Annotated in this window: 26 protein-coding genes; 13 read left to right on the forward strand and 13 right to left on the reverse strand. The window is 68.3% G+C overall.

Annotated elements, in window-relative coordinates; genetic code table 11:
• Positions 1-554 precede the first annotated feature (554 nt).
• The 3 genes from DBV35_RS09815 to DBV35_RS09825 are packed head-to-tail and all read left to right on the forward strand — an operon-like array spanning position 555 to position 5,243.
• Entirely contained in the window at positions 555-2,357 is a 1,803-nt protein-coding gene (locus tag DBV35_RS09815) for an FAD-dependent oxidoreductase (protein WP_108660652.1), read from the forward strand.
• A gap of 12 nt (positions 2,358-2,369) precedes the next feature.
• The gene (locus DBV35_RS09820) at positions 2,370-4,175 is read left to right on the forward strand and encodes a 2-oxoacid:acceptor oxidoreductase subunit alpha (protein ID WP_108659968.1); all 1,806 of its coding nucleotides are present in this window, start codon (positions 2,370-2,372) and stop codon (positions 4,173-4,175) included.
• A gap of 12 nt (positions 4,176-4,187) precedes the next feature.
• Positions 4,188-5,243 carry a 2-oxoacid:ferredoxin oxidoreductase subunit beta gene (locus tag DBV35_RS09825; RefSeq protein WP_108659969.1) on the forward strand — a complete coding sequence of 352 codons (1,056 nt, stop codon included), beginning with the start codon at positions 4,188-4,190 and terminating at the stop codon, positions 5,241-5,243.
• A gap of 26 nt (positions 5,244-5,269) precedes the next feature.
• On the opposite strand, the gene DBV35_RS09830 is transcribed toward DBV35_RS09825, so the two are convergent.
• Entirely contained in the window at positions 5,270-6,286 is a 1,017-nt protein-coding gene (locus DBV35_RS09830) for a LysR family transcriptional regulator (RefSeq protein WP_108659970.1), read from the reverse strand.
• Between the two features lie 174 nt (positions 6,287-6,460).
• Between DBV35_RS09830 and DBV35_RS09835 the strand changes: the two genes are divergently transcribed.
• From DBV35_RS09835 to DBV35_RS09855, 5 genes are all read left to right on the forward strand, one after another.
• On the forward strand, positions 6,461-7,684 hold the full coding sequence (locus DBV35_RS09835; protein WP_108659971.1) for a metal-dependent hydrolase family protein: 1,224 nt from the start codon (positions 6,461-6,463) through the stop codon (positions 7,682-7,684).
• Positions 7,685-7,767: 83 nt separating this feature from the next.
• Positions 7,768-8,757 (forward strand): TRAP transporter substrate-binding protein, encoded by a 990-nt coding sequence (locus DBV35_RS09840; RefSeq protein ID WP_108659972.1) that lies wholly within the window; start codon positions 7,768-7,770, stop codon positions 8,755-8,757.
• A gap of 102 nt (positions 8,758-8,859) precedes the next feature.
• Complete coding sequence (locus tag DBV35_RS09845; RefSeq protein WP_108659973.1) at positions 8,860-9,393, forward strand: TRAP transporter small permease subunit; 534 nt, start codon at positions 8,860-8,862, stop codon at positions 9,391-9,393.
• Positions 9,386-10,690 (forward strand): TRAP transporter large permease, encoded by a 1,305-nt coding sequence (locus DBV35_RS09850; protein WP_108659974.1) that lies wholly within the window; start codon positions 9,386-9,388, stop codon positions 10,688-10,690. Before DBV35_RS09845 ends, DBV35_RS09850 begins: the two co-directional genes overlap by 8 nt.
• A complete protein-coding gene (locus DBV35_RS09855) occupies positions 10,687-11,133 on the forward strand; it encodes a hypothetical protein (protein ID WP_108659975.1) in 447 nt (148 codons plus the stop codon). Before DBV35_RS09850 ends, DBV35_RS09855 begins: the two co-directional genes overlap by 4 nt.
• Before the next feature lie 35 nt (positions 11,134-11,168).
• Here DBV35_RS09855 and DBV35_RS09860 read toward each other — a convergent pair whose 3' ends face one another.
• From DBV35_RS09860 to DBV35_RS09880, 5 genes are all read right to left on the reverse strand, one after another.
• Positions 11,169-11,939, reverse strand: a complete 771-nt coding sequence (locus DBV35_RS09860) for an SDR family oxidoreductase (RefSeq protein ID WP_205648534.1) — start codon at positions 11,937-11,939, stop codon at positions 11,169-11,171.
• 143 nt (positions 11,940-12,082) lie between these two features.
• A complete protein-coding gene (locus tag DBV35_RS09865; protein ID WP_108659976.1) occupies positions 12,083-12,622 on the reverse strand; it encodes a cupin domain-containing protein in 540 nt (179 codons plus the stop codon).
• Between the two features lie 35 nt (positions 12,623-12,657).
• Positions 12,658-13,713 (reverse strand): proline racemase family protein, encoded by a 1,056-nt coding sequence (locus tag DBV35_RS09870; RefSeq protein ID WP_108660654.1) that lies wholly within the window; start codon positions 13,711-13,713, stop codon positions 12,658-12,660.
• 87 nt (positions 13,714-13,800) lie between these two features.
• Positions 13,801-14,847, reverse strand: coding sequence for a LacI family DNA-binding transcriptional regulator (locus DBV35_RS09875; RefSeq protein WP_170134900.1), 1,047 nt, complete (start codon positions 14,845-14,847; stop codon positions 13,801-13,803).
• 207 nt (positions 14,848-15,054) lie between these two features.
• Positions 15,055-15,555, reverse strand: a complete 501-nt coding sequence (locus tag DBV35_RS09880; protein WP_108659978.1) for an Lrp/AsnC family transcriptional regulator — start codon at positions 15,553-15,555, stop codon at positions 15,055-15,057.
• A gap of 87 nt (positions 15,556-15,642) precedes the next feature.
• Here DBV35_RS09880 and DBV35_RS09885 point away from each other — a divergent pair, with 87 nt between their 5' ends.
• Positions 15,643-16,815 (forward strand): MFS transporter, encoded by a 1,173-nt coding sequence (locus tag DBV35_RS09885; RefSeq protein WP_108659979.1) that lies wholly within the window; start codon positions 15,643-15,645, stop codon positions 16,813-16,815.
• 20 nt (positions 16,816-16,835) lie between these two features.
• Here DBV35_RS09885 and chrA read toward each other — a convergent pair whose 3' ends face one another.
• The 3 genes from chrA to DBV35_RS09900 all read right to left on the reverse strand — a co-directional run bounded on the left by chrA (position 16,836) and on the right by DBV35_RS09900 (position 20,188).
• Positions 16,836-18,227, reverse strand: a complete 1,392-nt coding sequence (gene chrA, locus DBV35_RS09890; protein WP_108659980.1) for a chromate efflux transporter — start codon at positions 18,225-18,227, stop codon at positions 16,836-16,838.
• Positions 18,224-19,045, reverse strand: coding sequence for a chromate resistance protein ChrB domain-containing protein (locus DBV35_RS09895; protein ID WP_108659981.1), 822 nt, complete (start codon positions 19,043-19,045; stop codon positions 18,224-18,226). Before DBV35_RS09895 ends, chrA begins: the two co-directional genes overlap by 4 nt.
• A 165-nt stretch (positions 19,046-19,210) precedes the next feature.
• Complete coding sequence (locus tag DBV35_RS09900) at positions 19,211-20,188, reverse strand: AraC family transcriptional regulator (RefSeq protein WP_170134901.1); 978 nt, start codon at positions 20,186-20,188, stop codon at positions 19,211-19,213.
• A 196-nt stretch (positions 20,189-20,384) separates the two neighbouring features.
• On the opposite strand from DBV35_RS09900, the gene DBV35_RS09905 reads away from it, so the two are divergent.
• The 4 genes from DBV35_RS09905 (at position 20,385) to DBV35_RS09920 (ending at position 23,583) form a co-directional block, all read left to right on the forward strand.
• Positions 20,385-20,720, forward strand: coding sequence for a helix-turn-helix transcriptional regulator (locus DBV35_RS09905; RefSeq protein ID WP_157961660.1), 336 nt, complete (start codon positions 20,385-20,387; stop codon positions 20,718-20,720).
• A 300-nt stretch (positions 20,721-21,020) separates the two neighbouring features.
• Positions 21,021-21,491 (forward strand): hypothetical protein, encoded by a 471-nt coding sequence (locus tag DBV35_RS09910; RefSeq protein ID WP_245943891.1) that lies wholly within the window; start codon positions 21,021-21,023, stop codon positions 21,489-21,491.
• Between the two features lie 147 nt (positions 21,492-21,638).
• A complete protein-coding gene (locus DBV35_RS09915; RefSeq protein WP_108659985.1) occupies positions 21,639-21,902 on the forward strand; it encodes a hypothetical protein in 264 nt (87 codons plus the stop codon).
• 163 nt (positions 21,903-22,065) lie between these two features.
• Complete coding sequence (locus DBV35_RS09920; RefSeq protein WP_108659986.1) at positions 22,066-23,583, forward strand: DUF1254 domain-containing protein; 1,518 nt, start codon at positions 22,066-22,068, stop codon at positions 23,581-23,583.
• A 49-nt stretch (positions 23,584-23,632) separates the two neighbouring features.
• Here the strand turns inward: DBV35_RS09920 and DBV35_RS09925 are convergent, their stop codons facing one another.
• The 4 genes from DBV35_RS09925 to DBV35_RS09940 all read right to left on the reverse strand — a co-directional run bounded on the left by DBV35_RS09925 (position 23,633) and on the right by DBV35_RS09940 (position 26,833).
• Positions 23,633-24,010, reverse strand: coding sequence for a VOC family protein (locus DBV35_RS09925; RefSeq protein WP_211099944.1), 378 nt, complete (start codon positions 24,008-24,010; stop codon positions 23,633-23,635).
• An 87-nt stretch (positions 24,011-24,097) separates the two neighbouring features.
• On the reverse strand, positions 24,098-24,949 hold the full coding sequence (locus DBV35_RS09930) for a 3-hydroxybutyryl-CoA dehydrogenase (RefSeq protein WP_108659987.1): 852 nt from the start codon (positions 24,947-24,949) through the stop codon (positions 24,098-24,100).
• Positions 24,950-25,074: 125 nt separating this feature from the next.
• Positions 25,075-26,049 (reverse strand): PH domain-containing protein, encoded by a 975-nt coding sequence (locus DBV35_RS09935; protein ID WP_108659988.1) that lies wholly within the window; start codon positions 26,047-26,049, stop codon positions 25,075-25,077.
• A 184-nt stretch (positions 26,050-26,233) separates the two neighbouring features.
• A complete protein-coding gene (locus tag DBV35_RS09940) occupies positions 26,234-26,833 on the reverse strand; it encodes a TetR/AcrR family transcriptional regulator (RefSeq protein WP_108659989.1) in 600 nt (199 codons plus the stop codon).
• Between the last annotated feature and the right edge of the window lie 79 nt (positions 26,834-26,912).

The raw sequence follows: 26,912 nt of genomic DNA on the forward strand, positions 1-26,912 counted from the left end.
ACCGGTGACATGCCGTGCCGGTTGGAGATTTCCGATCACAAGTTCGCCAAGAATTGATTTTCTAAACGGATTGGACTTTCCGGGCGGCAGAACTTCGCGACCACCGGATCGCACGCGGTCGGCCCGATCCGCGACGGCGCTCGAACCCTGCGCGCGCCGGCGCTCCACTCCTGCACAGAGAAATTGTTGGTGTTGATTGCCGACAACAGGGGGGCTCAAAGCTGGAACATGTTCAGTTCGAGGCGCTGACCCGTCGCGATTCCGAGGCGAAAGCCGCCTGAATCCAGCACGCTTGGGTGCGCGACAGAGGCGCGCGCGGCACCCTCTTTCTTGCCGCATGTGTGGTCACAGTTGGGAGAGCGCGCTGCGTCGTTCTCAGAACGCTTCTTGAAAACACTACAAAACACCTCCAAAACGTGATCGCAGTGATGGTGCGTTAGATCGGGTCAGACATAAGAACCGACGGCCCATCTGGAGGGAGGGCGACAAGGATCATGCAAAAGGCCGAAATGGGCCGATTGGACGAATATTCGTCCGTGCCCGGCGCGGACGGAATGAAGCCGACCGATACGTCGAATCCCCAATATTTCCACAAAGTCGTCGATTGTCAGTGGGCCTGCCCGGCACACACGCCGGTCCCGGAATATATTCGCCTGATCGCGCAGCGCCGCTACGCGGACGCCTACATGCTGAACTGGGAAAGCAATGTGTTCCCCGGCATCCTGGGGCGCGTCTGCGACCGCCCATGCGAGCCCGCCTGCCGGCGCGGCCGCATCGAGGAGAAGCCCGTCGCGATCTGCCGCCTGAAGCGCGTCGCCGCCGACAACAAGGGTGACGTGTCGGCGATGCTGCCGCAGGGGCCGTTCGCGCCGAACGGGAAGACCGTGGCGCTGCTCGGGGCCGGGCCCGCATCCCTCACCGTCGCGCGCGATCTCCTGCCGCTCGGCTACCGCTGCGTCCTCTTCGAGAAGGACCCGGTGGGCGGCGGCCTCATGCGCTCCAACATTCCCGCCTTCCGCCTCCCGGCCGAGGTGCTCGACGAAGAGCTCGGCACGATTTACGGGCTCGGCGTCGAGACGCGCTTCGGCGAGGCGGTGACCAGCCTTGCCGCCGTGCTCGACGAAGGGTTCGATGCCGTCTTCGTCGGCACCGGCGCGCCGAAGGGCAAGGACCTCAAGGTGCCGGGGCGGGCGGAAGCGGCCGCCAACATCCGCATCGGGATCGAGTTCCTCACCTCCGTCGCGTTCGAGCATGTCGACAAGATCGGCAAGCGCGTCGTCGTCATCGGCGGCGGCAACACGGCGATGGATTGCTGCCGCACCGCGCTGCGCCTCGGCGCGGATGCGGTCACCGTGACCGTGCGCTCGCCGCGCAAGGACATGAAGGCGTCGGCCTGGGAGATCGAGGACGCCGAGCGCGAGGGCGTTCCGGTGCTCGACAATCACAGCCCGGCCGAGTTCCTCGTCGAGAACGGCAAGCTCGTCGGCGTGCGGTTCGACAAGATGCGCGCCGAATATGGCGAGGACGGGCGGCGCAGGCTGATCCCGACCGGGGAGAGCGTCGTCATCGAATGCGACGACGTGCTGATGGCGATCGGCCAGGACAATGCCTTCCCCTGGATCGAGCGCGATATCGGCGTCGACTTCGACGAAGGGGGTATGCCCGTCGTCGATCGCACGACTTTCGCCTCGACGCGTCCGGGTGTCTTCTTCGGCGGTGACGCGGCCTGGGGTCCGGAGAACATCATCTGGGCGGTCGCCCACGGCCACCAGGCCGCGATCTCGATCGACAAGCACTGCCAGGGCGAGCCGATCAGCGAGCGGCCGCAACCCGGCTTTAACCTCGTCAGCCAGAAGATGGGCATCCACGAGTGGTCCTATTCGAACGGCTACGATTCGGCACGCCGCGTGCCGGTGCCGCACGCCGACACCGCGACGTCGCTGCGCAACCTGAAGCTCGAGGTCGAGCTCGGCTTCGACGAGAAGCTGGCGCTCAAGGAAGTCGAGCGCTGTCTGAACTGCGATGTGGAGACGGTCTTCGAGCAGCCGAAATGCATCGAGTGCGATGCGTGCGTCGACATCTGCCCGGTGGATTGCATCACGTTCACACCGAACGCACCCGAGCCGATCCTGCGTGAGTTGCTGCGGGCGCCGGCGCAGAATCTCGACCAGGCGCTCTACGTCTCGGACAACCTGCCCACGGGCCGGGTGATGGTGAAGGACGAGGATGTCTGCCTGCATTGCGGGCTGTGCGCCGAGCGGTGCCCGACCGGCGCCTGGGACATGTCGAAGTTCAAGTATGTCGAGCGGCAAGCGGCGCCCGCCTGCCAACGCCATCTCGACGCGTATCTGGACTAACCGGAGAAAGTAATGAGCGGCGTCAACGATTTCGTGGTTCGATTCGCGACTGTCAACGGCTCCGGTTCTGCCAGCGCCAATTCGATCTTCGCCAAGACCGTGTTCCGCATGGGCGTCCCGGTCTCGGCCAAAAACATCTTCCCCTCCAACATCCAGGGCCTTCCGACCTGGTACGAGGTGCGCGCCTCCGAGGCCGGCTGGGTCGGCCGGCGCGACGGGGTCGACCTCATGGTCGCGATGAACGCGCAGACCTATGGGGAAGACCTCGCGGCGGTGATCCCCGGCGGCTGGCTCCTCTATGACAGCAGCATGCCGCGTATCTGGCCGCGCCAGGACATCAACATTCTCGGCATCCCGATCGCCGAGATCTGCGCGCGCAAGTGGCGCGACCCACGCCAGCGCCAGCTTCTGAAGAACATGGTCTATGTCGGCGCGCTGGCGGCGCTGCTGAAGATCGATCCGGCGGTGCTCGAAGGCGTGGTGCGCGACCAGTTCCGCGGCAAGGACAAGCTGATCGCCACCAATATGGAGGCGGTCGCGCTCGGGCAGGATTATGCGGAGGAGCATTTCGCCTGTCCGCTCCCGATCCACCTGCGCCGCGCCAAGGGGGCCGAGGGCAAGATCCTCGTCACCGGGAACGACGCGGCCGGGCTCGGCGCGGTCTATGCCGGCGCGACGGTGTGCGCCTGGTATCCGATCACCCCGTCCACCTCGCTGGTGGAGGCGTTCGAGCGCTTCTGCGGCAAGCTGCGCGTGACGGCCGACGGCGAGAAGCTCTACGGCGTCGTCCAGGCCGAGGACGAGCTTGCCGCGATCGGCATCGCGCTGGGGGCAGGGTGGAACGGCGCGCGCGCCTTCACCGCCACGTCCGGCCCCGGCATCTCGCTGATGTCGGAGTTTCTCGGCCTCGGCTATTTCGCCGAGATCCCGATGGTCCTCTACAACGTCGCCCGCGGCGGCCCGTCGACCGGCATGCCGACGCGCACGCAGCAATCGGACGTGCTCGCCTGCGCCTACGCCTCGCACGGCGACACCAAGCACGTGCTCCTCTTCCCCGGCGATCCGGGCGAGTGCTTCTCGATGAGCGCCGACGCCTTCGACCTCGCCGAGCGGCTCCAGACGCCGGTGATCGTGGTGTCCGACCTCGATATCGGCATGAACAGCTGGATGGTCGACCCGTTCGAATGGGACGACAACCGCACCTTCGACCGCGGCAAGGTGCTCGACGCCGCCGCGCTCGACGCGCTGGAATCCTACGGCCGCTACCGCGATGTCGACGGGGACGGCGTGCCCTACAGGACATTGCCGGGCACGCATCCGGAGAAGGGCGCCTTCTTCACGCGCGGCACCTCGCACGACGAGAACGCCCGCTACACCGAGGACGGCACCATCCACGCCCGCGTCCTCGACCGGATCGCGAAGAAGTTCGAGACGGCGGCGACGCTGACCCCCAAGGCGGAGATCATCTCCGCCGGTGCCGGGGCGCACGACGGCCTGATCTGCTTCGGCTCCACGCGCCCGGCGGTGCTGGAGGCGATCGACGCACTCGCCAGCGACGGTGTGCGCCTCGATGTCATGCGCCTGCGCAGCTTCCCCTTCGGCGACGAGGTGGCCGAGTTCTGCGCCGCCCATCGCCGCATCTTCGTCGTGGAGCAGAATCGCGATGCGCAGATGCGCTCGCTCCTGATCCTGGAGGCGGGCATCGCGGCCGAAAAGCTCATCCCCGTCCTCAATTATGACGGGATGCCGCTCACCGCAGAATTCGTGCGCAAGAGGGTCCTCGATGCGCGTCCCAGCGCCGCCGTGGCGGCCGAGTAGGGAGTCCGGATCATGAGCTTCATCGCCAAACCCCTCGCGCATCACCCGAAACTGAAGCGCAACGCCCTCGGCCTCACGCACCGCGACTATGAGGGCGCGATGTCGACGCTGTGCGCCGGCTGCGGGCACGATTCCATCACCGCGGCGCTAATCGAGGCGGTCTGCGAGCTCGACCTGCCGCCGCACCGGATCGCGAAGATCTCCGGCATCGGCTGCTCGTCGAAGGCGCCGACCTACTTCATGCGCCAGGCGCACGGCTTCAACTCCGTGCACGGCCGGATGCCGTCGGTCGCGACCGGGGCGAACCTTGCCAACCGCGACCTCATCTATCTCGGCGTCTCCGGCGACGGCGACACCGCCTCGATCGGCCTCGGCCAGTTCGCGCACGCCGTCCGGCGCAAGCTGAACATGGTCTATATCGTGATGAACAACGGCTGCTACGGCCTCACCAAGGGGCAGTTCTCGGCCACGAACGACCGCAACTCCCCCTCCAAGAAGGGGCAGCCGAACCCGTTCGACCCGATTGACCTGTGCCAGATGGCGATCTCGCTGGGGGCGGGCTTCGTCGCGCGCTCCTTCTCCGGCGACAAGGCGCAGCTGAAGCCCCTCATCAAGGCCGCGATCCGCTACAACGGCTTCGCGCTGCTCGACGTCATCAGCCCGTGCGTGACCTTCAACAACCACGCCACCTCGACGAAGAGCTACGAGTATGTGCGCGCCCACAACGAGGCGCTGGAACAGCTCGACTATGTGCCGGCGGAGGAGGAGATCCGCGCCGAGCTCGCCGAGGGCGAGTCGCGTGACGTCTCCTTGCACGACGGCTCGATCCTGCGCCTCCATCGGCTGGATTCCAGCCACGATCCGCAGGACGCTGATTCCGCCCTCTCGGCGATCCGCACCCGTGCGGCGCGCGGCGAGGTGGCGACGGGCCTCCTCTATCTCGACCCCGCCGAGCAGGATCTCCACGGCTCGCTCGGCACCGTCAAGCGTCCGCTGAACGAGATCCCCCTGGCGGATCTCTGCCCGCGCTCCGATCGTCTCGCCTCGATCAACGCGTCCTTCCGGTAGGGGCGCGCGGACCGGCCGACCGCGCCTCAGGGCAAGGCGGCGGCCGGGTCCGTCGTCGCGAGCGGCTGGTCGATGAGGCGCTGCGTGTCGGACCATGTGCGCCTTGCCTCCGACCGCAGCCAGCGGCGGAAGCGCAGGAGCGCCGGCTTCGTGCGCCGGCTCTTCGGATAGATGAGGTGGTAGCCCCAGGGGGAGCGCACCGCCGCGCGGTCGAGGAGGATGAGGCGGTTGTCGGCAAGCTCCGACAGCATCATGAAGGGCGGCATCATGATTGCCCCCATGCCGGACAGCGCCGCCTCCAGCCCCATCAGATATTGCTCGAAGCGGGGCCCCGCCATCGGGCGCGGATGGTCGATCCCCGCCGCGCGGAACCAGTCGCGCCACGCCGTCGGGCGGTGAAGGTGCTGGATCAGCGTCAGGTCGCGAAGGAGAAGGCCTGACGGCGCGGTATATTGCGGCAGGATGCGCGGGATCGCCGCCGGGACGATCACCTCGTCCATCAGGAATTCCGACAGGCTGTCCGGCCAGATGTCGTTGCCATAATGGATGACGCCGTCGAGGCCGCTCGCCGCAAGGTCGAAGTGGCCGATCTGGGCGGTGATGCGCACCTCGATCCGGGGATATTGCGCCATGAAGCGGTGGAGGCGCGGGGCGAGCCAGCGCCCGCCGAGGCTCGGCAGGGTCGCGATGCTCAAGGTCTCGTCCGCGTCGGCGAAGGTGGAGAGGCGGAGCGTCGCCGCGCCGAGATCGTCGATGATCGCCTGCACGTCGTCATAATAGACGCGGCCCTGCTCGGTGAGGACGAGGCCGTGGCCCGTGCGCTCGAAGAGGGTCGCGCCGGCGAGATCCTCGATCCCCTTGATGGCGCGGCTGACCCCGCTCTGGGTCATGCCGAGCTCGTCGGCCGCCTTGGAGAAACTGCGATACTGGGCCGAGAAGAGGAAGGCGCGCAGCGCACTGACCGGCGGCAGCATCCCCTCGCGATCGATGACGTTGCGGGGCGCGCGGGGGATCGACGGATGCGCTTTCGGAACGTCTGTCATCCCCGCTCCTCATGACTTTGAGTCATGCGTTTACGATTTCCGGTCTGTTGTCAACGCCGTCGCGCTCCGTTCAACTTTGTCACACAAGCGGACGGGGTGGGGTGTCCTTCCAAGGATACGTCAAGTCCTTCGTCGCTCTTCCCGGACAGACCGGTGCAATCCGATAGGCTTCCAGTGACGACAATCAGCATCCGCAACGCATCCGTGCTCGACGTGGCAGAAGGCGTTCTCGGCGATACAACCGATCTTCTGATCGTCGATGGGAAGATCGCCGAGATCGGCCCGGCCAATGCGGCGACGACGGTGGACCACACCGTCGATCTCGGTGGCCGCGTGCTGATGCCGGGGCTTTGCGACGCGCACGTCCATGCGATCGTGCCGATCAACAGCTTCGCACAGCTGACGCGCTGGTCGCCCTTCTACACCGCGATCCGGGCGATGCCGATCCTGGAAGGCATGCTGATGCGCGGCTTCACGACGGTGCGCGACGCCGGGGGCGCCGATTTCGGCATCGCCCGCGCCGTCGCCGAAGGGCTCATTCCGGGCCCGCGAATCCTCTATTCCGGCAAGGCCCTCTCCCAGTCGGGCGGCCATGGCGACATGCGCGGCGTCGGCGAAACGGTCCATGACGGGCACTATTATGTGCCGAGCCTCGGGCGCGTGGTCGACGGTGTCGACGCCGTGCGCGCCGCCGCCCGCGACGAACTCCGGCGCGGCGCGACGCAGGTCAAGCTGATGGTCGGCGGCGGGATCGCCTCCTACACCGACCCGATCCACTTCATCCAGTTCTCGCGGGACGAGATCCGCGCGGCCGTCGAGGAGGCCGAGCACGCCCACACCTACGTGATGGCCCACGCCTACACCGACGCTTGCATCCGCCATGCGGTCGAATGCGGCGTGCGCTCCATCGAGCACGGCAATTTCATCGCCGCTGAGACGGCGGCCTGGATGGCGCAGCAGCAGGCGATCCTGGTGCCGACCCTCGTCGCCTATTCCACCATGTGGGAGGAGGGGCTCTCGATCGGGATGCCGCCGGAGCTTCACGCCAAGATCTCGCCGGTGCTCGAAGTCGGCTCGGCCCAGCTCGAGATCGCCGCCTCGAACGGCCTCAAGATGGTGTACGGGACCGACCTCATCGGCCCGCTCCACCGGCACCAGTCGCTCGAATTCCGCATTCGCCGCGAGGTGCTGCCCGCGGCCGAGGTGATCCGCCACGCGACCTGCAATGCGGCGGACCTCTTCAACATGGCCGACCGGATCGGCCATGTGCGCGATGGCTATGTCGCCGACCTCATCGCCCTCGACGGCAACCCGCTCGACGATATCGAGGTGCTGATGGCGCCCGAGAAGCTTGCCCTCATCATGAAGGAGGGGCGGATCTTCCGCCAATCCGTGTGACCCGCCCGGCGCCTTCGTCGGCGCCGGTAAATCGATGCCGCCCCGCGACGGGGCACCCCGTGAACACAATCGGAGAACGTTCGATGCAGCTCAAGTCCTTGGCGTTGGCATTGCCGGTGGCGGTGCTCCTCTCGGGCGCCGCGATGGCGCAAGACTACACGCTCGACCTCGCGAACGAGTATTCCGCCGCGACCCCGCCGGGCCTCGCCGACATCCACTTCGCCGAGCTTGTCAAGGAGAAGACCGGGGGGCGTGTCGAGATCGTCAACCAGCTCGGCGGCTCGGCCGGTTTCCGTTCCGCCGACATGATCGACGCGATCGGCGCGGGCGCGCTGCCGATGGGCAACTTCCCGCTCGAAGTCGGCGCCGGGCGCAACCCGATGTATCTCGTCACCAACCTGCCGCTGATCGGCCAGACGCTCGCCGAAGCCGAGACCATGCAGAAGATCGCGCGCCCCTATGTCGAGGCGGCGATGGAGGAGGACAATCTCGCCCTTCTCTACATGGTGATCTGGCCGGCGGTCGGTGTGTGGTCGGCCGAGCCGATCGAGACGCCTGCGGACCTCGAAGGCCTCAAGATCCGCGTGAACCACCCGATCGCGATGGAGCTCTTCCGCGCCGCCGGGGCGAGCCCGGTGCAGATCTCCTGGGCCGACGTCGTCCCGCAGCTTCAGGTCGGCGCGATCGAGGCGGTCCACGCGTCGATCTCGGGCATCTCGCTCGGCCTGCCGATGGGCGTCGTCCCGGCCTATAACGACATCGGCACCCATGTCGGCCAGGCCGCTGCGGCGATCAACCTCGACACGCTGAACGAGCTTCCGGACGATCTTCGCGCCGCCGTGCTCGAAGCCGCGGCCGAGACGGAGGCCTGGAACCGTGCGCAGATCGCGGATCTCGTCGCCTCCGAGGAGAAGCATGTGGCCGACGAGGGCGGCATGATGGTGAAGGAATTCTCGCCCGAGCTCATCGCGTTCCTGCGCGAGAAGGCGCAGCCGGTGATCGACGACTGGCTCGCAAAGTCCGGTGACGCGGGCAAGACCTTCCTCGACGACTACCGCGCCGCCACGCAATAAGCGGAACCGGCGTCGCGCGGACGCGGGCGGACGGGGCCCCCGAAAGGGTCCGTCCGCCCGCATCGCGGACGCCATCGCCGAATTTCGTCCTGGGAGATCGTCATGAAGCGCTTCGCCTCGAGCTTCGACAGGGTCGCCGCCATCGGCGCGGTGGTCGGCGAACTCCTCGCGGGCGCGGCGGTGGTGTGGATGTTCGTCCACATCGTCGTCGAGATCGTCATGCGGGCGGTGTTCGCGACCTCCACCTTCGTGCTGGACGAGTTCGTCGGCTACATGGTGGCGACGCTGATCTTCGGCGCGGCCGGCGGATGCCTGAGGGCGAAGGCGCACCTTCGGGTCGGCCTCCTCCTCGACCGCCTCGGCCCCCGCGCGCGGGCCGTCGCAGAGGCGTTCGCCCTCCTGGCGCTGCTCTTCGTCTCCATCCTCATCACCCAATATTATTTCGCCGCGGCGGAGCGGGCCTGGTCGCGCGGCACGGTGAGCCAGACGGTCGCCGAGGTGCCGCTCTGGATCCCCCTCGGGATGGCGACGCTCGGCGCGGCCAATCTGGTGCTCCAGGGCCTGTCGCGCCTCGGCCTCATCCTGACCGGCCAGCTCGGCGCGGCGGACTTCGCCGAAGAGATGCACGATGCCTGATTTCGCACTCTCCTTCGCCGCCTTCTTCGGCCTCCTCCTCGTCCTCATCGGGGCGGGGCTCTGGCTCTTCGTCGCGATCCTGCTCATCGGCATCGGCGCGCTCTATGTCGATGCCGGCTGGTCGCTCACCCGCATCGGCCTCATCCTGCAGACGACGACGTGGAGCTCGGCGCGGGCGTGGGAGCTGTCGGCCATCCCGCTCTTCATCTGGATGGGCGAGCTCCTGATCCGCAGCAACATCGCCGCCGCCGTGTTCGAAGCGATCGCTCCGCTGACGCGCCGCATTCCGGGCGGCCTCGTCCACGCCAACGTGCTCGGCTCGACCCTCTTCGCCTCCGTGAGCGGCTCGACCGCCGCGACGACCGCCACGATCGGCCGCATCACGCTTCCCGCGCTCAGCCAGCAGAACTATCCGCGGCGTCTGGCGCTCGGCTCGATGGCCGCCTCGGGCAGCATCGGCATCCTCATTCCGCCGTCGATCCCGCTCATCGTCTATGGCGTGCTGGCGCAGGTCTCGATCAGCGACCTGTTCCTCGCCGGGATCCTGCCGGGGCTGATGGTGGCGGGCCTCTTCATGGCCTATATCGCACTCCTGTCGCTGCTGACGGGCTCGGACAAGCGCGTCACGCCCCCGGCCTCCAGCGCGACGAGCCTGCGGCGCGTTCTCGACGTGCTGCCGCTGGTCGCGATCATCCTCGCCGTCGTCGGCGGCATTTATACCGGCCTCGCGACCCCCTCGGAGGCGGCGGCCATCGGCCTCGGGGCGACGATCATCCTCATCATCCTGCGCGGCCAGTTCGGCCTGTCGCTGATGCGCGAGACGCTGCAGAGCACGGTCCGCGTGTCCTGCATGATCGGCATCCTCCTCGTCGTCTCTGGTTTCCTGTCCTCGGCGATGAGTTTCCTCCACATCCCGCAGCAGGCCGGGGCGGCGATCGCGGCGCTCGACCTGTCCCCGGCGCTACTGATCGTCTGCCTTACGGTCTTCTACCTTCTCCTCGGCTGCGTCCTCGACGGCGTCTCGATGATGGTGATGACGCTGCCGGTGACGGCGCCGATGGCGATCGCGGCGGGCTTCGACCCGGTGTGGCTCGGCATCTACTTCGTCCTCACCATGGAGCTTGGCCTCTTGACCCCACCGATCGGCTTCAACCTCTTCATCCTGCGCGGGATCACCGGGGAGGGGATCGGCAGGATCGCCCTGTCGGCGATGCCCTTCTTCCTGCTCCTGTGCCTCGCGATCGCGCTGCTCACGGTCTTCCCCGGCATCGCGCTCCTGCTGCCGGGCCTCTCGTGAGCGCGCCGTCCGATGCGCGCGCGGCGGGCTTCGACGCGCTCGTCCGCCTGATCGCCCGCTCCGGCGGGGTGCAATATTCGACGGTCCTCGCCTTCGAGGCAGATGGTGGCGGCCTTGCCGGGCGGCGCGTCTTCACAACGGTGCCGGACATTTATCCGACGGGCCGTTCGAAGCCCTTGCCGGCGAGCGAATGGCTCGACCACGTCCATCACCGCGCGGCCCTCTTCGTGGCCGACGGGGAAGCGGCGATCCGCGCGGCCTATCCGGATCCCGAGACCGTGTTCGGGCTCGGCGCGGTGCGGCTCGCGAACAAGCCGGTGATGGTCGGGGGACAGTGCGTCGCGCTCCTCAACGTCGCGCAGGGGCCGGGGCACGACTGGGACGCGCTCGCCGCAACGCTCGACGACGCGGCGGCGGTGGTCGCGGCGCTCCTCGCGCAGTAAGCGCGCGGCGGCCCGAGCCGGGCCGCCTCATCTCGTCACCAGATGGAGGAGCCGCCGTCCACCGTCATCATGGAGCCGGTGGCGTAGGAGGCGCGCTCCGACGCGAGCCAGACGATGGCGTTCGCGATCTCCTGCGGCGTGCCCCAGCGGTGCGTCGGCGCACGGGCGCGCAGGCCCTCCTTGAAGGCCTCGGGGTCCGCCACCTGGCCGAGCATCACGTCGAAATAGTTCGACCAGATGACGCCGGGCGCGACCGAGTTCACGCGGATATTGTCCGCCGCGAAATCGAGCGCCATGGAGCGGGTGAGGGCGGAGACGGCGCCCTTCGCGGCGACATAGGCCGCGCGGTCCTTGATCGCCATCGCCATGGAGATGTTGGACGCGGTGTTCACGATCGCGCCGCCGCCCCGCGCGCGCATCACTGGGATCGCGTATTTGGAGCAGAGGAACGTGCCGTTGAGACTGACGGCGACGATGTCGTTCCACTCCGACTCCACCGCCGTCTCGACGGTGCCGAGCATCCCCTTGCCGGCATTGTTCACGAGCACATCGAGCCCGCCATAGGTCGCGACGGCGAAGTCCACCATCGCCTGCGCCTCGGCCTCGACGCGCACGTCGACGCGGAAGGGGACGGCCGCGCCGCCATTCCCCGCGATCTCGCCGGCGACCTTCGCGGCGGTCTCCTCGACGAAATCCGCGACGACGACCTTCGCGCCCTCCTCGGCGAAGGTCCGGGCCGTGGCGGCGCCGATGCCCGATCCGGCGCCGGTGACGACGACGACTTTGTCTTTGAGGAACATGTCCATGAATGCGGCCTCCAATGGGGCTGAAGCGTCCGAAGTCCGCCCGCGCCAGGGTTGGCGCGCGGCGTCTCGGGTTTGTCGGAAGGGGCCCGCCTTCACGCTCCGCACGGACGACCGATGGCCCCGGCGGTGAAGGCGGACGCGGCTTAGTCCGGCGTGCGCTGGTCTTTCGGCTGCGGCGCGAAGGCGGTCCGCCGCTCGATCTCGAGCACATTGTCGGGCCGGGGGAAGGGCGTCGGGTCCGGCTGGCCGGGGACGACGGGGCGGCCGACCTCCTCGAAGAAGACCTCCAGCCCGTTCGGCTGGATGAACCAGAGCCAGTGCAGGTCGCGATCGGAATCGTTGATGAACATGTGGCGCCGGTTGCGGCCGACGAAGATCGTCACGCCTGGCTCCAGCCTGTACTCCACGCCATCGACCACGGCCTTGCCGGTGCCCGAGATGAAGTGCAGCGCCTCATCATGGTTCGGGTGCGAGTGCTCCCGCACATAACCGCCGGGCGGCACGGTCTGCGTGCCGATGCTGAAAGGCGTCTGAAGGTCCACGAAGTCGGGGGCGATGCGCACGTCGATCTGGCCGTTGGCCGGCGTCGGCTGCCAGAAGGTCTTGCCTTCGCCGGGGGCGAGGACGAGCACCTGCCCGCTGTCGGTGGCGGCGTCGGGCGGAATGGAGGCGGTGGGGCGCATATCGGCTTCTCCGGCGCGGTGAACGCGGGTGGGGTTCACGCGGACTGGACGGGGGTGAAGGTGGAGCCCGGCCATGTGTCGTTCAGCCGGTAGCCGCGGGGGAAGGGGTCGCTCGGGTCGAGCACGTGCTGGTGGAAGCCGGTGATCCAGGCCGAGCCGGTGATGGTCGGGCGCACCGCCGGCAGGCCGCCGACCGTCGTCGTCCCGGTGATCGTCCCGGTGAACTCGGTGCCGATGACGGATTCGTGGATGAACGTCTCGCCGGGCGCGATGTCTCCGCGCGCATGGAGGAGGGCGAGGCGCGCGCTGGTGCCCGTCCCGCAGGGCGAGCGGTCGAGGCGGCCGGGCGAGACGATGACGCTGTTCTTGGAGCGGCATCCGGTGGCCGTCTTCTCGAGCGGGCCGGCGAAGAGCGTCTGGTTGACGGTGTGGATCTGCGGGTTCTCCGGATGGACCGCGGGGATCTGTTCGGCGGCGGCGGCCTTGATGCGCTCGCCGAGCTCGACCATCGCCGCCGCCTCGTCGGCCACCACCGAGAAGCCGACGCTCGCCGCGTCGACGATCACGTAGATCATGCCGCCGTAGGCGACGTCGACGGTGAGGGCGCCGAGGCCCGGCACGTCGATCGTGCGTTCGCGCGCCATCACGAAGGCGGGGACGTTGTCGAAGCTGACGCTTCTGCACTTCCCGTTCTCGCAGACCGCGCTCACCTCGATGAGGCCGGCGGGGGCCTCGAGCGTCAGGCGCGTAACGGGCTCCGCCATCGCGACCATGCCGGTCTCGAGCGCGACGGTGACGGTGCAGATCGTGTTGGTGCCGGACATCGGGACGTAGAAGTCCGACTCCATGATGACGTAGCCGAAATCGGCCTTCGGATCGTTCGACGGCAGGATGAGGTTCATGCAGAGCGTGACCTTGCCGCGCGGGTCGTTGAGCAGGAACTGGCGCAGCGCGTCGGCGTGGTCGCGCAGGTGGACCATCTTGTCGAACATCGTCGCGCCGGGCACGTCGAGGACGCCGCCTGTGATGACGTCGTTGGGCTCGCCCGCGGCGTGGGCGCTGACGACGTTGACCATTCTGGAAAAGCGCACGGAGCAGGCCTCACTCTGGTGATTGGCCATTCTGTAAACGTTTACTTCGACCAGTCAAGGGCGCCCCGACTGCGGCGCTGCGCGGCCTCAGCTGGATGGCGGGCGGGTCGTCGAGCGGCGCAGGATCACTTCGGTTTCGTAGTGCGCCGAATGCATCGCCTCGCCGGTTTCGAGGTGGCGGATGATGGTCGCCGCCGCGTGCCGCCCCATCTCGATCGCCGGGACCGCGACCGAGGTCAGGGGCGGGTCGAGGAGCGAGGCATATTCCACATCGTCGAACCCGGTGAGGGAGAGGTCCTCCGGCACCTTCAATCCGAGGCGCCGGCACTCGGCGATGGCGCTGAAGGCGATCACGTCGCGGTTGCACAGGAGCGCCGTGAGGTCCGGACGAAGCGACATCAGGCGTTGCAGCGCGACCGCGCCGTTCGCCCGCTCATGCTCCACGTCCACCTGCTCGACGAGGGCGTCGAGCCCATGCTCGGCAAGGCAGTCCTCGAACGCCTTCGTGCGCGATTGCTGCCGGTCGTTGCCTGCGAGCGGCCCCGAGATCATGGCGATCTTCGTGTGACCGAGCTGGAGGAGGAGGTCGGTCAGCTGGCGCGTCGCGGCATAGTTGTCGATGCCGATCGTCGGGACGGTGGAGGCCTGGTCGTAGGAGTAGACCGTCACCAGCGGGATGTTCTGCTTGGCGGCGAAGTCGAGAAGATCCTCATCGTCGATCCGGCCGAAGACGATCAGTCCCTCAGCGCCTTTTTCGACGAGGGCGCGGCCGTGCGCATAGAGGGCGCGATTGTCGAAGCCGCAGGTCTGGAGGAAGCCGACATAATTGTGCTCGACGAGGGCGTCCTGGATGCCGCTCGCGACGAGGGAGAAGAGCGGATCGGCAAGGCGCGGGAGGAGCGTGCCGATCACCTGGGACCGCCGTCGCCTCAGCGCCTTCCCCACCGAATTGGCGGTGTAGCCGAGATCCTTCGCCGCCCGGAGCACCTCTTCGCGCAGCTCCGCACGGACGGCGTCCGGCGTGTTGAGGGCGCGCGAGACGGTCGCGATGGAGACGCCCGCGCGCTTCGCCACGTCGTGGACCGTGGCTTTGCCGCGCTTGGCTGGCTTGTCGGGCGGTCTCGACGTGCTCACGTGGAAGGCGGTCCCTGAGAGGCGCGGCGGGTGGGCGCGGCGGCGCACGGTCCGGCGCGCCGCAAGCTATTCGTTTTCAACCCCGCTGCAAGGCGGGGCCGCTTGACGCCTAGACCCGAGGCATCGGGCCACGACGCAAGTGTACGCGCATAGTCGGTGAGAGTAAACGTTTTCAGACGTGCCGCGAATGACCGCCCCGCGCGGCGCTCAATCGGGCGATGGGCCTCGCTCCAGGAAAGTCGACAGGGCGATGTAGCTGCGCACCGAGCGCACGCCCTCCAGACTCTGGATCTCCATCAGGAAGCTCTCCAGCGACTCGGTGTCGGCCGCGCGCACCTTCACGAGCACGCACCCGTCGCCCGCCACCGTGTGCAACTCCTCCACCTCCGGCCGGCCGGCGAAGGTCAACAGCTCGCGCGTCGCGCTGTAGCTGCTGGTGTCGACCACCAGGAAGGTTAGGAGAGACCGGCCGAGCTTGCAGCCGTCGAGGATCGCGGCCGTGCGCTTGATCACCCCGTCGCGTCGCAGCCGCTTCACCCGGTCGTGCACGGCGGGCGCGGAGAGGTTCACGAGCTTGCTGAGCTCGGCATAGCTGCGCGAGGCGTCCTCGGCGAGCGCGCCTAATATCTTTCGGTCGATCGGGTCGAGCTCGGCCGGATGGTGCCGGGCCTGCCGAACGACATCTGTTTCTGTCTCCGATGTGGGCATTCGCGCTTTATCTCCGAACACAATGTCTCATATGGGCGGTCGAGCCGAACGACGTTCGGCAAGAATCATCGCATACGGAGACTTTCCATGCCAGCGGCACTCTTCGCGCTGGCGATCGGCGCATTCGGTATCGGCCTGACCGAATTCGTGGTCGCCGGCATCCTCCCGCAGATTGCCAACGATTTCGGCGTCGACATCCCGACGGCCGGCCTCATGGCCACCACCTACGCCCTCGGCGTCTTCGTCGGCGCGCCGATCCTCACCGTTCTCGGGGCGAGGATCCCGCGCAAGCGGATGCTGATCGGCCTCGCCCTCGTCTTCACGCTCGGCAACGTGATCACCGCGCTCGCGCCGACCTTGCCGGTCGCGCTGGCGGGCCGCGTCCTGACGGCGTTCAACCACGGCACCTTCTTCGGCATCGGCTCGATCATCGCCGCCTCCCTCGTCGCCAAGGACCGGCAGACGAGCGCCATCGCCTTCATGTTCTCGGGGCTGACCCTGGCGAACCTCTTCGGCGTGCCGGTCGGCACCTGGCTCGCGCAGGTCTATGATTGGCGCCTGGTGTTCTGGCTCGTCACCGGGATCGGCCTCCTCACCGTCCTCAGCATCGCGACGCTCGTGCCGCGGATCGAGGCGGGCAGGGGGATCGCTCTCAAAGAGGAGCTGCGCGCCTTCATCGACCCGCAGGTTCTCCGCGCGATGGGCATCACCGTCTTCGGCCCGGCCGCCTTCTTCACCTCCATCACCTACATCGCGCCCATGATGGCGGAGGAGGCCGGTTTCTCCGATTCCGGCATCGCGCAGCTCATGGTCCTCTTCGGGCTCGGCCTTGCCGTCGGCAACTGGATCGGCGGGCGTTTCGCCGACCGTTCGCTCTTCGGGACGCTCTTCGTCACGCTCGCGGGGCAGGCGCTGGTCCTCTTCGTGTTCTGGCTCGGCGTCGGCAATGGCTGGGTCGCCTCGGCCTCGGTCTTCCTGATGGCGGCCTTCGGCTTCGCGACGGTCTCCCCGATCCAGAAGCTGGTGATGGACCGCGCGCGCCACGCCGGCGCCCCCACCATGGCGGCGTCGGTGAATATCGGGATGTTCAATCTCGGCAACGCGATCGGCGCATGGGTCGGCGGCGCGACCATCGCGGCGGGCTTCGGCCTCGCCTCGCCGAACTGGGCCGGCGCGATCCTCTCCCTCATCGGCCTCGGCCTCGCCCTGATCGCCTGGGCGAGCACGGGGCGGGATTATGCGGCGGTGCCGGCGGATTGACCGCCGGCCCGAAGGAGGCCTCAAGCCAACCCGGCGAGATGCAGCGCGATGCCGGCCGCGCCCGCGCCGGCGAGCACCGGGACGAGGCCGACCCGCAGCGCGAAGACGGCGACGAGGGTCGCCGCCGTCAGCATCGCCGCGACGGGGTCGAGCGAGGCGAGCACCGGAACCTCGGTGTCGAGCCCGTAGGCCGTCACGCGCCGCACCTCGGAGAAGAGGACGTGGAGCGCGAACCAGAGGGCGAGGTTCAGGACGACGCCGACGACCGCCGCCGTGATCGACGCGAGGCCCGCCGACAGCGCCCGGTTCGTCCGCAGCCGCTCCATGAACGGCCCGCCGACGAACACCCACAGGAAGCACGGCGCGAACGTCACCCATGTCGTGAGCAATCCGCCGAAAATCCCGGCGAGGAGCGGCGGCAGGTCGCCTGCATTGCGGTATGCGCCCATGAAGCCCACGAACTGCGTGACCATGATGAGGGGCCCCGGCGTCGTCTCCGCCATGCCGAGCCCGTCCAGCATCTCGCCGGGCGCCAGCCAGCCATAGGTGCCAACCGCCTCCTGCGCGACATAGGCAAGGACCGCGTAGGCGCCGCCGAAGGTCACGACCGCCATGGCCGAGAAGAATTTGGCGATCTCGGCGAAGACATTGTCGCCGCCGAGCGCCGCGACGAGCAACGCCGTCGGCGCGAGCCAAAGGGCGAGGAGGATCGCCGCCGTCAGCGCCATGCGACGCACGTCCGGGCGGGCGTGCTGGGGCGTCGCGTCGCCGAGGAGGGAGGCATGGTCCGCGAGATGCGGGCCCTTGCCGGCGCCATGACCGCCGCCCGCACGGAACGCCGGGAGCCCGGCGAGGCCGCCCGCAAGGCCGATGAGCCCCGCCGCGAGGACGATCAGCGGGAAGGGGAGGCCGAAGAAGAAGATCGCGACGAAGGAGGATGCCGCGATGAGGATCATCGCCGGCCCTTTCAGCGCGCGCTTGCCGATCCGCGCCACCGCGTTGACGACGATCGCGAGCACCGCCGCCTTCAGGCCGAAGAAGAGGCCCGAGACGATCCCGACATCGCCCCACACGGCATAGATGAGCGAGAGCGCCATGATGGCGACCGCACCTGGCAGCACGAAGAGGAGGCCGGCAAGGAGGCCGCCTGCCGTCCGGTGCATCAGCCAGCCGACATAGGTCGCGAGCTGCTGCGCCTCCGGCCCCGGCAGGAGCATGCAGAAATTGAGGGCATGGAGGAACCGGTCGTCCCCGATCCAGCGCCGCTCCTCGACGAGGATGCGGTGCATCACGGCGATCTGCCCGGCCGGTCCGCCGAAGGAGAGGAGCGCGATCCGCGTCCAGACCGGCACCGCCTCGGCAAGGCTCGGGAAGGCCGTTCGTGCCTCCCTCGTCTCTGTCATGACGCTCATGGCCGCGGCCCCTTGTTGGTCGGCCAGTTGTGGGTCTCCTCGGTCGCGTCGCGGCACCAGCGATAGAAGGCGTCGTAGAGGAGCATCCCGGCCTCGAGCTGCTCGAGATCGTCGGAGAACATCCGCGAGAGGCCGAGCGAGGCGGCGAGGAGGCCCGCCGCCTCCGGCGCGAGGTCGAGCCGCGCGGTGTCGGCCCCGCGCACCATGTCGGCAAGGCGCAGCAGAGGCGGGGTCGCGAGCGCGAACGCCTCGATCATGGTGTCGAAGGTGCAGCGCTCGCCGCGATGGCTGAAGCGCACGTCCTCGATGTCGAACGCCGTCGCGCCGAACCGGTCGGCGACCGCCGCGACCTCGGACGGGGCGACGAACAGGAACACGGCCGACGGGTCCACGAAGCGGCGGACGAGCCAGGGGCAGGCGATCCGGTCGATCTTCGGCCGCGCGCGCGTGACCCAGAGGGTGCGGCCGGCGGTGTCGCGGGGCGGGATCGCATCGTGCGGGACGAGGGGGAGGCCGGCATGGCGCCAGGCCTCGAAGCCGCCTTCCAGCGTCTCCGCGGCGACCTTCTCGTGCCGCAGCCAGGCCGCGACGCCCTGGCTGAGCTTCATGCCGCGCTGGCAGACGACGACGGCGGATCGTCCGGCAAGGCCGGGCGCCCATCCGGCGACGTCCTCGTGCCGGCGGCGGATCGCGCCCGGAAGGCCGCGCGCATCGGCGGCGGCGTCTTCGTCCGTGCGCACATCGATGAGCACGGGGCATCGGTGCGTGCCGATGAGGCGCGCGAGCTTTTCGGTGGTGATGGTGTCGGGTGCAGCCACGACCGTTCCTCCCCATGATGGGTGATTGCGGAACGCGACACTTGGGCTGACGCCTCGTGGGGAGATCGCGACATCCCCATGCGGCGGATCATGACGAAGGTCGGGGCCGGGCTCAAGTCGAAAAGCGGGGCCGGGGCCACACTCGGGCGGCGCCGCGCCGCGCGGTCAGCCCGGCCGCACGATCTGGCGATAGTCGCTGGGGGTGAGGCCCGAATATTTGCGGAAGGCGCGGGAGAAGTGCTGCGGGTTCTCGTAGCCCGCCATCAGCGCGACGTCGCTGACCCGCAGCGACGCGTCGCGCAGCCATTCGCGGGCGCATTCGAAGCGGGCCTGCTGCACGGTCTCGGCGAAGCTCGTGCCGCACAGCGTGAGGCGGCGCTGGAGCGTCCGCTGGCTCGTCCCCGCGATCTCGGCCGCGTGGGCGAGGCTGAACTGGCCTTCGCCGAGATAGGGGCGGATCGCGGCGCGCAACGCGGACTGGAAGGTCCAAAGGTCTTCCGGACCGTCCGCCGGCAGGGCGCCGAGGTCAGCGGGGCCGCCACGGGGGCTGCCGCGCGCCGGGGCGAGCGCGCCGGCCTGCACGATGATCGAGGTCTGCGGTTGGCCGCAGAGAATGCGCGTGCCGTCGAACGCTTCGAGGGCAGAGACCGGAGGCTTCGCCTGCGACACGAACGTGATCTCCTCGGGCGCCCATGCCGGGCCGAGAAAATCCCTTACGATGGCCGTCATCGCCATCACGTTCATCCATTCGACGAGGCAGGCGTGCGGGTGGCGCGCGAGGCGCGGCATCGTCGTGCAGAGGCGCAGATTCTCCCCGTCCTGCCAGACATCGGCGCGGACCGCCGTGTCCTCCAGCGCGGCGAGGCGGAAGGCGCGCCGGATCGCGGCGAGCCCGCTGACGCTCGTCGCGACGGACGTCTGCACCTTCCGGTCCAGCGAGCCGAGCGTCACGTGCCGCGAGGCCTGGAAGCCGAGCTCCATCGCCGTCATGTCGCTGCCCGTCTGCGCCATCCACGGCAGCGCGAGCGGCAGGCTGAGATAGGCGTCCGGCGTCTCTTCGACCGATCCGGGGAGGGTCGAGCGGGCCAGCGCGCGATCGACGGGCACGCCGGTCTCGCGGAAGAGGCGGATATACTGATGCAAATGCTTCGCGCGAAAAATTATAGGTATCGCCATGCAATCGCCTGCTGCTTTTCGAGGCCGCCGAAAGTGGCGCGCAGTGGTCTGGTGATCGAGAGCTGATACGGCAAGATCAATCGCCTCCGATGCGCTGCAATCTGGAGGAAAAATGACTCGTCGACACTATAGCACGCCCCATATGACACAAATATGGGCGACTATGGAAATACTTGCGCTGTCGGGGGCGCTGACGGTCGAGCGCCTCGCGAGCGAGCTCGGGACGAGCAACCGCACCCTCCAGCGCCGGCTCCGTGAGCAGGATCTGACCTTCCGGGACGCGCAGGCGCATGTGCGCCTCAAGGTGGCGCACACGCTGTTGTGCGAGACCGAGACGGCCGTTCAGGACATTGCCGCGCGGCTCGGCTACCGCAAGCCGGGCGCCTTCGCCCGTGCCTTCACGCGTTGGACCGGTCAGTCTCCAAGCGCCTACAGATACATCCACAGGTTGGATAATTTGGCGCGAAGTGGGCAGGACTCGGGGTCGGGTCGGTCATAGTTTCTTGCAGCGGTACATCCTCGGCAAGAAGGACACCACCGATGCTCGCTGGATCGCTCGCGCGGCAATCGCCGCCCCGACACGTCCGATTTCAAAGACTTCGGCTCTCCGTGACCCTGCCCGTCGCCCCTTCGCGACAGGGTTTGCCGAACAGTCCCGCGGTCTTCTCCCACACATAGGCTCGTCAACTCTCAGAAAATTCGAGGAGACATCTCGATGACGATAGAGAGAGACTTTCTGCGCAGAAATTCCAGCCGGCGGACGGTTCTGGCCGGCGCGGCAGGCATTGCGTCCCTGACCTTGAGCAGACCTTCGGCCGCCCAAGTCAATCCCAGCGCGGACCAGGCCGACTTCCTGTTCGTCCAGACGGCGAACGCGATGGCCTTCAATGCCGACGCCAGCGAGCTCGTGCTGCACGGGATCAGCCCGACGACGCTCTTCTTCGCCGACAGGCCCGAACGGATCGCCGGCAACATGAAGACGGCCGATTTCGTGCCGTTCTGGAGCGAGGGCACCGACAGCTTCCTCTCCGATCCGCCGAATGCCGATCTCTCCGTGCTCGAGAACGGCACGCTGCGCCAGGTCGTCGTGATCCTGAAGGATCCGCGCATCGACGGCGACACGCTCCGCTACACGGCGACGATCATCGACGGCGTGATGCCCGAGGAGGCCGTAGACGTCTCCATCTTCATCGACATCATCGGCATGCCGTTGACGCCGCTGTCCTACGCCGGTGCGCGCCGCCGCTTCTACAGACGCGCCTACCTCTGAGGGTTGGCGGCCGGATCGCCTCGACGGTCCGGCCAAGGTCTCGCGAGGGATCGACACAACGCGCGGTCCCTTCGTGGCGCCGGCTGTCGGCGCACCCGGAAATCGGAGCCCGGGCAACACGCTCCGCTTCAAAAAGGGAAGAACGCTATGAAGACGACACTCTATGCGGCGCTCGCCGGGATCCTCATCGCCTCGTTCGGGGCGGGGATCGCCAACGCGCAGACCGAGGGAGACTGCACGTCGGGGATCGAGGCGCTCAACACCGCGATCACCAGCCAGCAGGGCATCACCGAGTCGGCGCGCAGCGAAGCGCGGACCCTCTCCGAGCAGGCTTCCAACGCGAAGGACGCGAACGACTATGCGCGCTGCGTCGAGCTGGTGAAGCAGGCGAACACCGCGATCGGCAAGTAATCCGTCCATCGCAAGGCCGTCACCACGTCTGGGAGCCCTCGCGCTCCCAGGCGCTCGGCCGTGCGGCGCTCCGCTCCGGCTCCGTTTCGGCGTGAACGCCACGCGTCTCGGTCCGCGAACCCCAGAATTGGCCGCCGACAACAGGATCGGCAAAGGAAACCCGATGATCCGTGCTTTCGCCTTCCTCACCTGCGTCGCGGCCTCGGTCGCGACCCTCGCGCCGGTCGAGGCGCAGACCGCCCCCAAATTTTCCGCGGACGTGCCCGCCTGGATCACGACGCCCGACAGCGTCGACACGCGCATCGGCACGCTCCGCTTCCACCACGGCGCGCCGGACGCCGAGACCGCCAGCCGGGTCTATGACAATCTCGACTTCATGCGCGGGGTCGACGCGTTCCTGAACGGCATCCCGGCGACGTCGGTCCGCGCGATCTGCAACGGGCTCGCGAGCGTCGGCATCAAGGCCAATGAGGCGATCGGCATCACCGAAGACCTGATGGACGCGCGCTCGCTGTTCCTGACGCCGAACACGACGACGGTGTACTCGTTCGCCTGCCTCGACCTCTCGGACGGGCCGATGGTGCTGAAGGTGCCGACCGGCGTGCTCGGCCCGGTGGACGACGCCTATTTCCGCTGGGTCACCGATATCGGCCTCACCGGGCCCGATGGCGGGGCGGGCGGGCGCTATCTCTTCGTGCCGCCCGGCTACGAGGGTGATGTTCCGAGCGACGGCTATTTCGTCATGAAGCCGCGCACCAACACGCTCCTCATCTTCTTCCGTGCGTTCGTGAAGGATGGCGACATCCCCGGCGCGGTCGCGCACGTGAAGACGGGCGCCGACCTCTTCCCCCTCCACGCGGTCACCGAGAGCGGCAGTCCGCCGCCGACGAATTTCGTGAACACGTCCGGCCAGAAGTTCAACACGATCAGCGCCAACACGGCGCGCTTCTATGACGAGTTGAACGAGGTCGTGCAGGCCGAGCCCGCCGACTTCGTCGAGCCGGAGACGGTCGGCCTCTTCGCCGCCATCGGCATCCGCAAGGGGCAGCCTTTCGCGCCCGACGCGCGCATGAAGGCGATCCTCGACGATGCCGCTGCCGTCGGAAACGCCACGGCGCGCACGATCCTCTTCGACCCGCGCGATCCGGCATCCTACTTCTACCCGGACCGGAAGTGGTTCACCGGCTTCCTCGGCGGCAGCTATCTGTTCGAGGATGGGGCCGAACGGCTCCTCGATGCGCGCACCCTGTTCTTCTACTACGCGACGGGCATCACGCCGGCGATGGCGATGGCGAAGGTCGGCTCGGGCTCCGCCTATGCCGCCGCGGTGCGGGACGCGAATGGCGACGTTCTCGATGGCGGGAAGACGTACACGATCACCCTGCCGGGGCCGGTGCCCGCGCGGGAGTTCTGGTCCTTCGTCGTCTACGACAACCAGACCCGCTCCCTTCTGGAGACGGACCAGAAGCTTGCCGGCCTCGACAGTCACGGCGGCGCGAAGGCCGATGCCGACGGCTCGGTGACGGTCTGGTTCGGCCCGACCGCTCCGGCGGGGCATGAGGCGAACTGGGTCCAGACCATGCCGGGCAAGGGGTGGAACGTCCTCCTGCGCCTCTACGGCCCGCTCGAGCCGTGGTTCGACAAGACCTGGAAGCCCGGCGACATCACGCCGGCGGAGTGACCCGGCAAATGGGGGCGGGCGGCCGGACGCCGCCCCTTCCGCGTGCCGGCTATTGCGTCGCGATCCACCAGGTCGTCCCCGACGGGTCCCGCACGCCGCCGCGCAGATCGTCGTCGTCGCGCTTGCGCTCCAGCGCCTGCACGACGCTCGCCCCGGCGGCGACGGCGCGGTCGAACACGGGGCGCGCGTCCGGGACATAGAGGTGGATGTGGGGCCCGGCGGTCGGGTCGGTCTCGACGCCGCCGCCGATCATCACGACGCTGTCGTCGATGCGCACCTCGGCGTGCATCAGCGAGCCGTCGGGCCGGTCGAACCGGCGCTGCAGGACGCCGCCGAACGCCTTCTCGACGAAGCCGATCAGCGCGTCCCCGTCGCGGCAGCTGATATAGGGGCTCATCGAGGGATAATTCTGAGGCTTCCAGGTCATCGCAATCTCTCTCCCGAATGCCTCCGGAGAGGTAGAAGCGGCCACCTCTCCATCAATCCCTCCTCGACGCCACGCGCGGCCCGCGCGTCAGCCGTAGGTGAAGAAGCCGCGGCCGGATTTGCGGCCGAGCCAGCCGGCGGCCACCATCTGGCGCAGGAGCGGGCTCGGCCGGTATTTCGGATCGCCGAACCCGTCGACGAGCGTGTCCATCACGTTCAGCACCACGTCGAGGCCGATGAGGTCGGCGAGCGCCAGCGGGCCGATCGGGTGGTTGGCGCCGAGCTTCATCATCGCGTCGATGTCCTCGGCCGTCGCGAGGCCCTCGGCGAGCACATAGACCGCCTCGTTGATGTAGGGGACCAGCAGGCGGTTGACGACGAAGCCGGCGGAATCCTTGGCCGCCTTCGGCTGCTTGCCGATCTTCGCCGCCGCCTCCAGCACCGCCTCCGCGACCCAGTCCTCGGTCTGCAGCGCGCGGATGATCTCCACCAGCGCCATCACCGGCACAGGGTTGAAGAAGTGCATGCCGATGACGCGGCCGGGATGCGCCGAGTGCGCGGCGAGGCTCGTCAGCGAGATGGACGAGGTGTTCGAGGCGAAGATCGTCCGCTCGCCGCAGATCGCGTCGAGCTCCTTGATCACCGCCGCCTTCACGTCGAGCCGCTCCACGATCGCCTCCACGATGAGGTCGCGATCGGCAAGCGCGGAGATATCGGTGGTGGGGGAGATGCGCGCCAGCGTCGCCTCGGCGTCGCCGGCCGCGACGGTCCCCTTCTTCACGAGCCGGTCGAGGCTGCCGCGCACGGTCCCCATCGCCTTGTCGAGCGCCTCCGTCGAAAGGTCGCGCAGCACGACGCTGTAGCCGGCGGCGGCGAAGGCCTGGGCGATGCCGTTGCCCATGGTGCCGGCGCCGATCACGCCGATGGTCTCGATCGTCATTCAGTCTATCCTTCGAAGTGCGGCGCGGTGAGGCGGCATTGGACGCGGCGGGCGCGCGGGCTGTCTGGAGCCTAGCACGGGGCGATCATGATCCGCGCGTGCGTCGGCGCGGCGATCACCCGCCCTCACGGCGACGTCGCGTCCGGGCGGGCGCGGAAGAGGTGGCGGTAGAAGGTGGTGTCGGAGGTCGCGGCCAGCGAGAGGCCGATCAGCGCCGTCGCCACCGCCGCGAAGACGAGGCGGCCGAAGAGCACGCTGACGAGATCGGCCCCCGCGGCCACCACCACGATGGTGTCCTCGATGATCCCGTGGGCGAGCCCCATGAAGACGCACGAGAGGAAAATCTGGCGCGGTGGGATCGCGCCCCGCCGCGCCTCGCGGATGAGGAGTCCGCCGCCGAATGCGACACCGAGAAGCATCCCGATCGTGGTGAAGCTCGCCGCCTCCCGGCCGATGCCGACGAGGCGGAAGAAGGGCGAGAGCGCGCGGTCGACGGTCGCCATCGCCCCCACATATTTCAGCCCCTCGATGGCGAAGGTGAGGACGAAGAGGATCACGAACATCGACAGCAGCGTCTTGCCGAGGCCGATGATGAAGGCGAGCCACCCCGTGGGCTCGCCATCCGGCAGCCAGAGCGGGTTGATGGGCGTCGCGAGCCAACCCGTCGCCTCGAAGATGCGGTGGAGGATGAGCGCGAAGATCATCCCGCCCGCGAGGCGGATCAGGGTGCTCGCGACGATGCCGGGTCCCGCCTTCTGGATGATGCGCTGCTCCACCGGCAGCGCGTGGGCGAAGAGGATGAGGACGGCGAACACCGTCATGTCCGCCTCGGTGAGCGCGCCCGGTGGCATCATCGTGAACACCACCGTCACGCCCGCCCAGATGCCGACGAGGAGCGCGGTGAGCCACGCGATGGCGAGCTCCGGCGGCAGGCCGAACGTCCCCATGAAGCCCGAGAGGTAGGGGGCGAGGGCGTGGATCGCGCCGATCTCGGTGAGGATCCGTGCCAGGAGCGCGATCGGGATGATGATGCGCGCGAGCTCCCAATAGATGGCGAGGATGTCGCGCGTGATGCGCAGGATCGGGTGGGGGGCGCTCAAGACGGGGCCTTTCTGGCGTCGGCGGCGAAGCGGGCCGGGCGGCCGCGCTTCGGTGGGTCGCCGAGGGATAGCGCGGGCGGGCGGAGAATGGCGGTCAAAATCGCAACGCCGCGCCAACAAAGTTGCATCCGCCGCGGGCGCGCGACGTTGGGTGGTGGCTATCGGCTTGAAATCGCTTGCCCTTTCAGGGCGCCGCGCCGGACCCTTTCGGCCACCCCGCCATCGCCTGCTCGGCCGCCGCCTCCAGCGTCTCGCGGCCGACGCCGACCTTCGCCTGGACCGCGAAGCCGTGGATCAGCGCGGTGATGAAGGCGGCGAGGACCGCGGGGTCGGCGTCCGGCGGCAGGTCGCCCTCGGCCTTTGCGCGCGCGAAACGCGCCCGGATCTCCGCCTCGCCCGCGTCCCGCGCCTCGACCTGGATGCGGCGCAGGCACGCCGAATCGTCCGCGCCCACCAGCGCGCCGTTGAGGTTCAGGCAGCCCGGATGGTCGGGAAAGCGCGTGTTGAGTTCGATCGAGCCGCGGAGGATCGCGACGGCCACCTCCCGCGCGGTCGGCGCGGCGAGCGCCTTCGGGAAATAGTCCATGTAGTGGTCGTAATAGCGGTCGAGGACGCGGCGGAAGAGGGCCTCCTTGTTGCCGAACGCGGCGTAGAGGGAGGGGCGCTCGACGCCGGTCGCCTCCACCAGATCGGCGTAGGACGTCCCATCGAAGCCCTTCTTCCAGAACACGGACAGCGCCACGTCCAGCACCTCGTCCGCGTCGAACGCGCGACGCCGTCCCACCGGTCATCTCCTTTTTTGTAACTTCGATTATAGAACGGCTTGAAACCCGAGACCAGCCTCCGCATCTAGCCGTTCTGTA

This window comes from Acuticoccus kandeliae, from assembly GCF_003073115.1.

Bases quoted from the DNA above. Each gene is read 5' to 3' on its own strand.
- DBV35_RS09830 (WP_108659970.1), bottom strand. From the start codon at position 6,286: ATGACAGACGTTCCGAAAGCGCATCCGTCGATCCCCCGCGCGCCCCGC.
- DBV35_RS09885 (WP_108659979.1), top strand. From the start codon at position 15,643: ATGCCAGCGGCACTCTTCGCGCTGGCGATCGGCGCATTCGGTATCGGC.
- DBV35_RS09850 (WP_108659974.1), top strand. From the start codon at position 9,386: ATGCCTGATTTCGCACTCTCCTTCGCCGCCTTCTTCGGCCTCCTCCTC.
- DBV35_RS09865 (WP_108659976.1), bottom strand. From the start codon at position 12,622: ATGCGCCCCACCGCCTCCATTCCGCCCGACGCCGCCACCGACAGCGGG.
- DBV35_RS09920 (WP_108659986.1), top strand. From the start codon at position 22,066: ATGATCCGTGCTTTCGCCTTCCTCACCTGCGTCGCGGCCTCGGTCGCG.
- DBV35_RS09860 (WP_205648534.1), bottom strand. From the start codon at position 11,939: ATGGACATGTTCCTCAAAGACAAAGTCGTCGTCGTCACCGGCGCCGGA.
- DBV35_RS09825 (WP_108659969.1), top strand. From the start codon at position 4,188: ATGAGCTTCATCGCCAAACCCCTCGCGCATCACCCGAAACTGAAGCGC.
- DBV35_RS09880 (WP_108659978.1), bottom strand. From the start codon at position 15,555: ATGCCCACATCGGAGACAGAAACAGATGTCGTTCGGCAGGCCCGGCAC.
- DBV35_RS09815 (WP_108660652.1), top strand. From the start codon at position 555: ATGAAGCCGACCGATACGTCGAATCCCCAATATTTCCACAAAGTCGTC.
- DBV35_RS09905 (WP_157961660.1), top strand. From the start codon at position 20,385: ATGGAAATACTTGCGCTGTCGGGGGCGCTGACGGTCGAGCGCCTCGCG.
- DBV35_RS09845 (WP_108659973.1), top strand. From the start codon at position 8,860: ATGAAGCGCTTCGCCTCGAGCTTCGACAGGGTCGCCGCCATCGGCGCG.
- chrA (WP_108659980.1), bottom strand. From the start codon at position 18,227: ATGAGCGTCATGACAGAGACGAGGGAGGCACGAACGGCCTTCCCGAGC.
- DBV35_RS09925 (WP_211099944.1), bottom strand. From the start codon at position 24,010: ATGACCTGGAAGCCTCAGAATTATCCCTCGATGAGCCCCTATATCAGC.
- DBV35_RS09820 (WP_108659968.1), top strand. From the start codon at position 2,370: ATGAGCGGCGTCAACGATTTCGTGGTTCGATTCGCGACTGTCAACGGC.
- DBV35_RS09930 (WP_108659987.1), bottom strand. From the start codon at position 24,949: ATGACGATCGAGACCATCGGCGTGATCGGCGCCGGCACCATGGGCAAC.
- DBV35_RS09915 (WP_108659985.1), top strand. From the start codon at position 21,639: ATGAAGACGACACTCTATGCGGCGCTCGCCGGGATCCTCATCGCCTCG.
- DBV35_RS09840 (WP_108659972.1), top strand. From the start codon at position 7,768: ATGCAGCTCAAGTCCTTGGCGTTGGCATTGCCGGTGGCGGTGCTCCTC.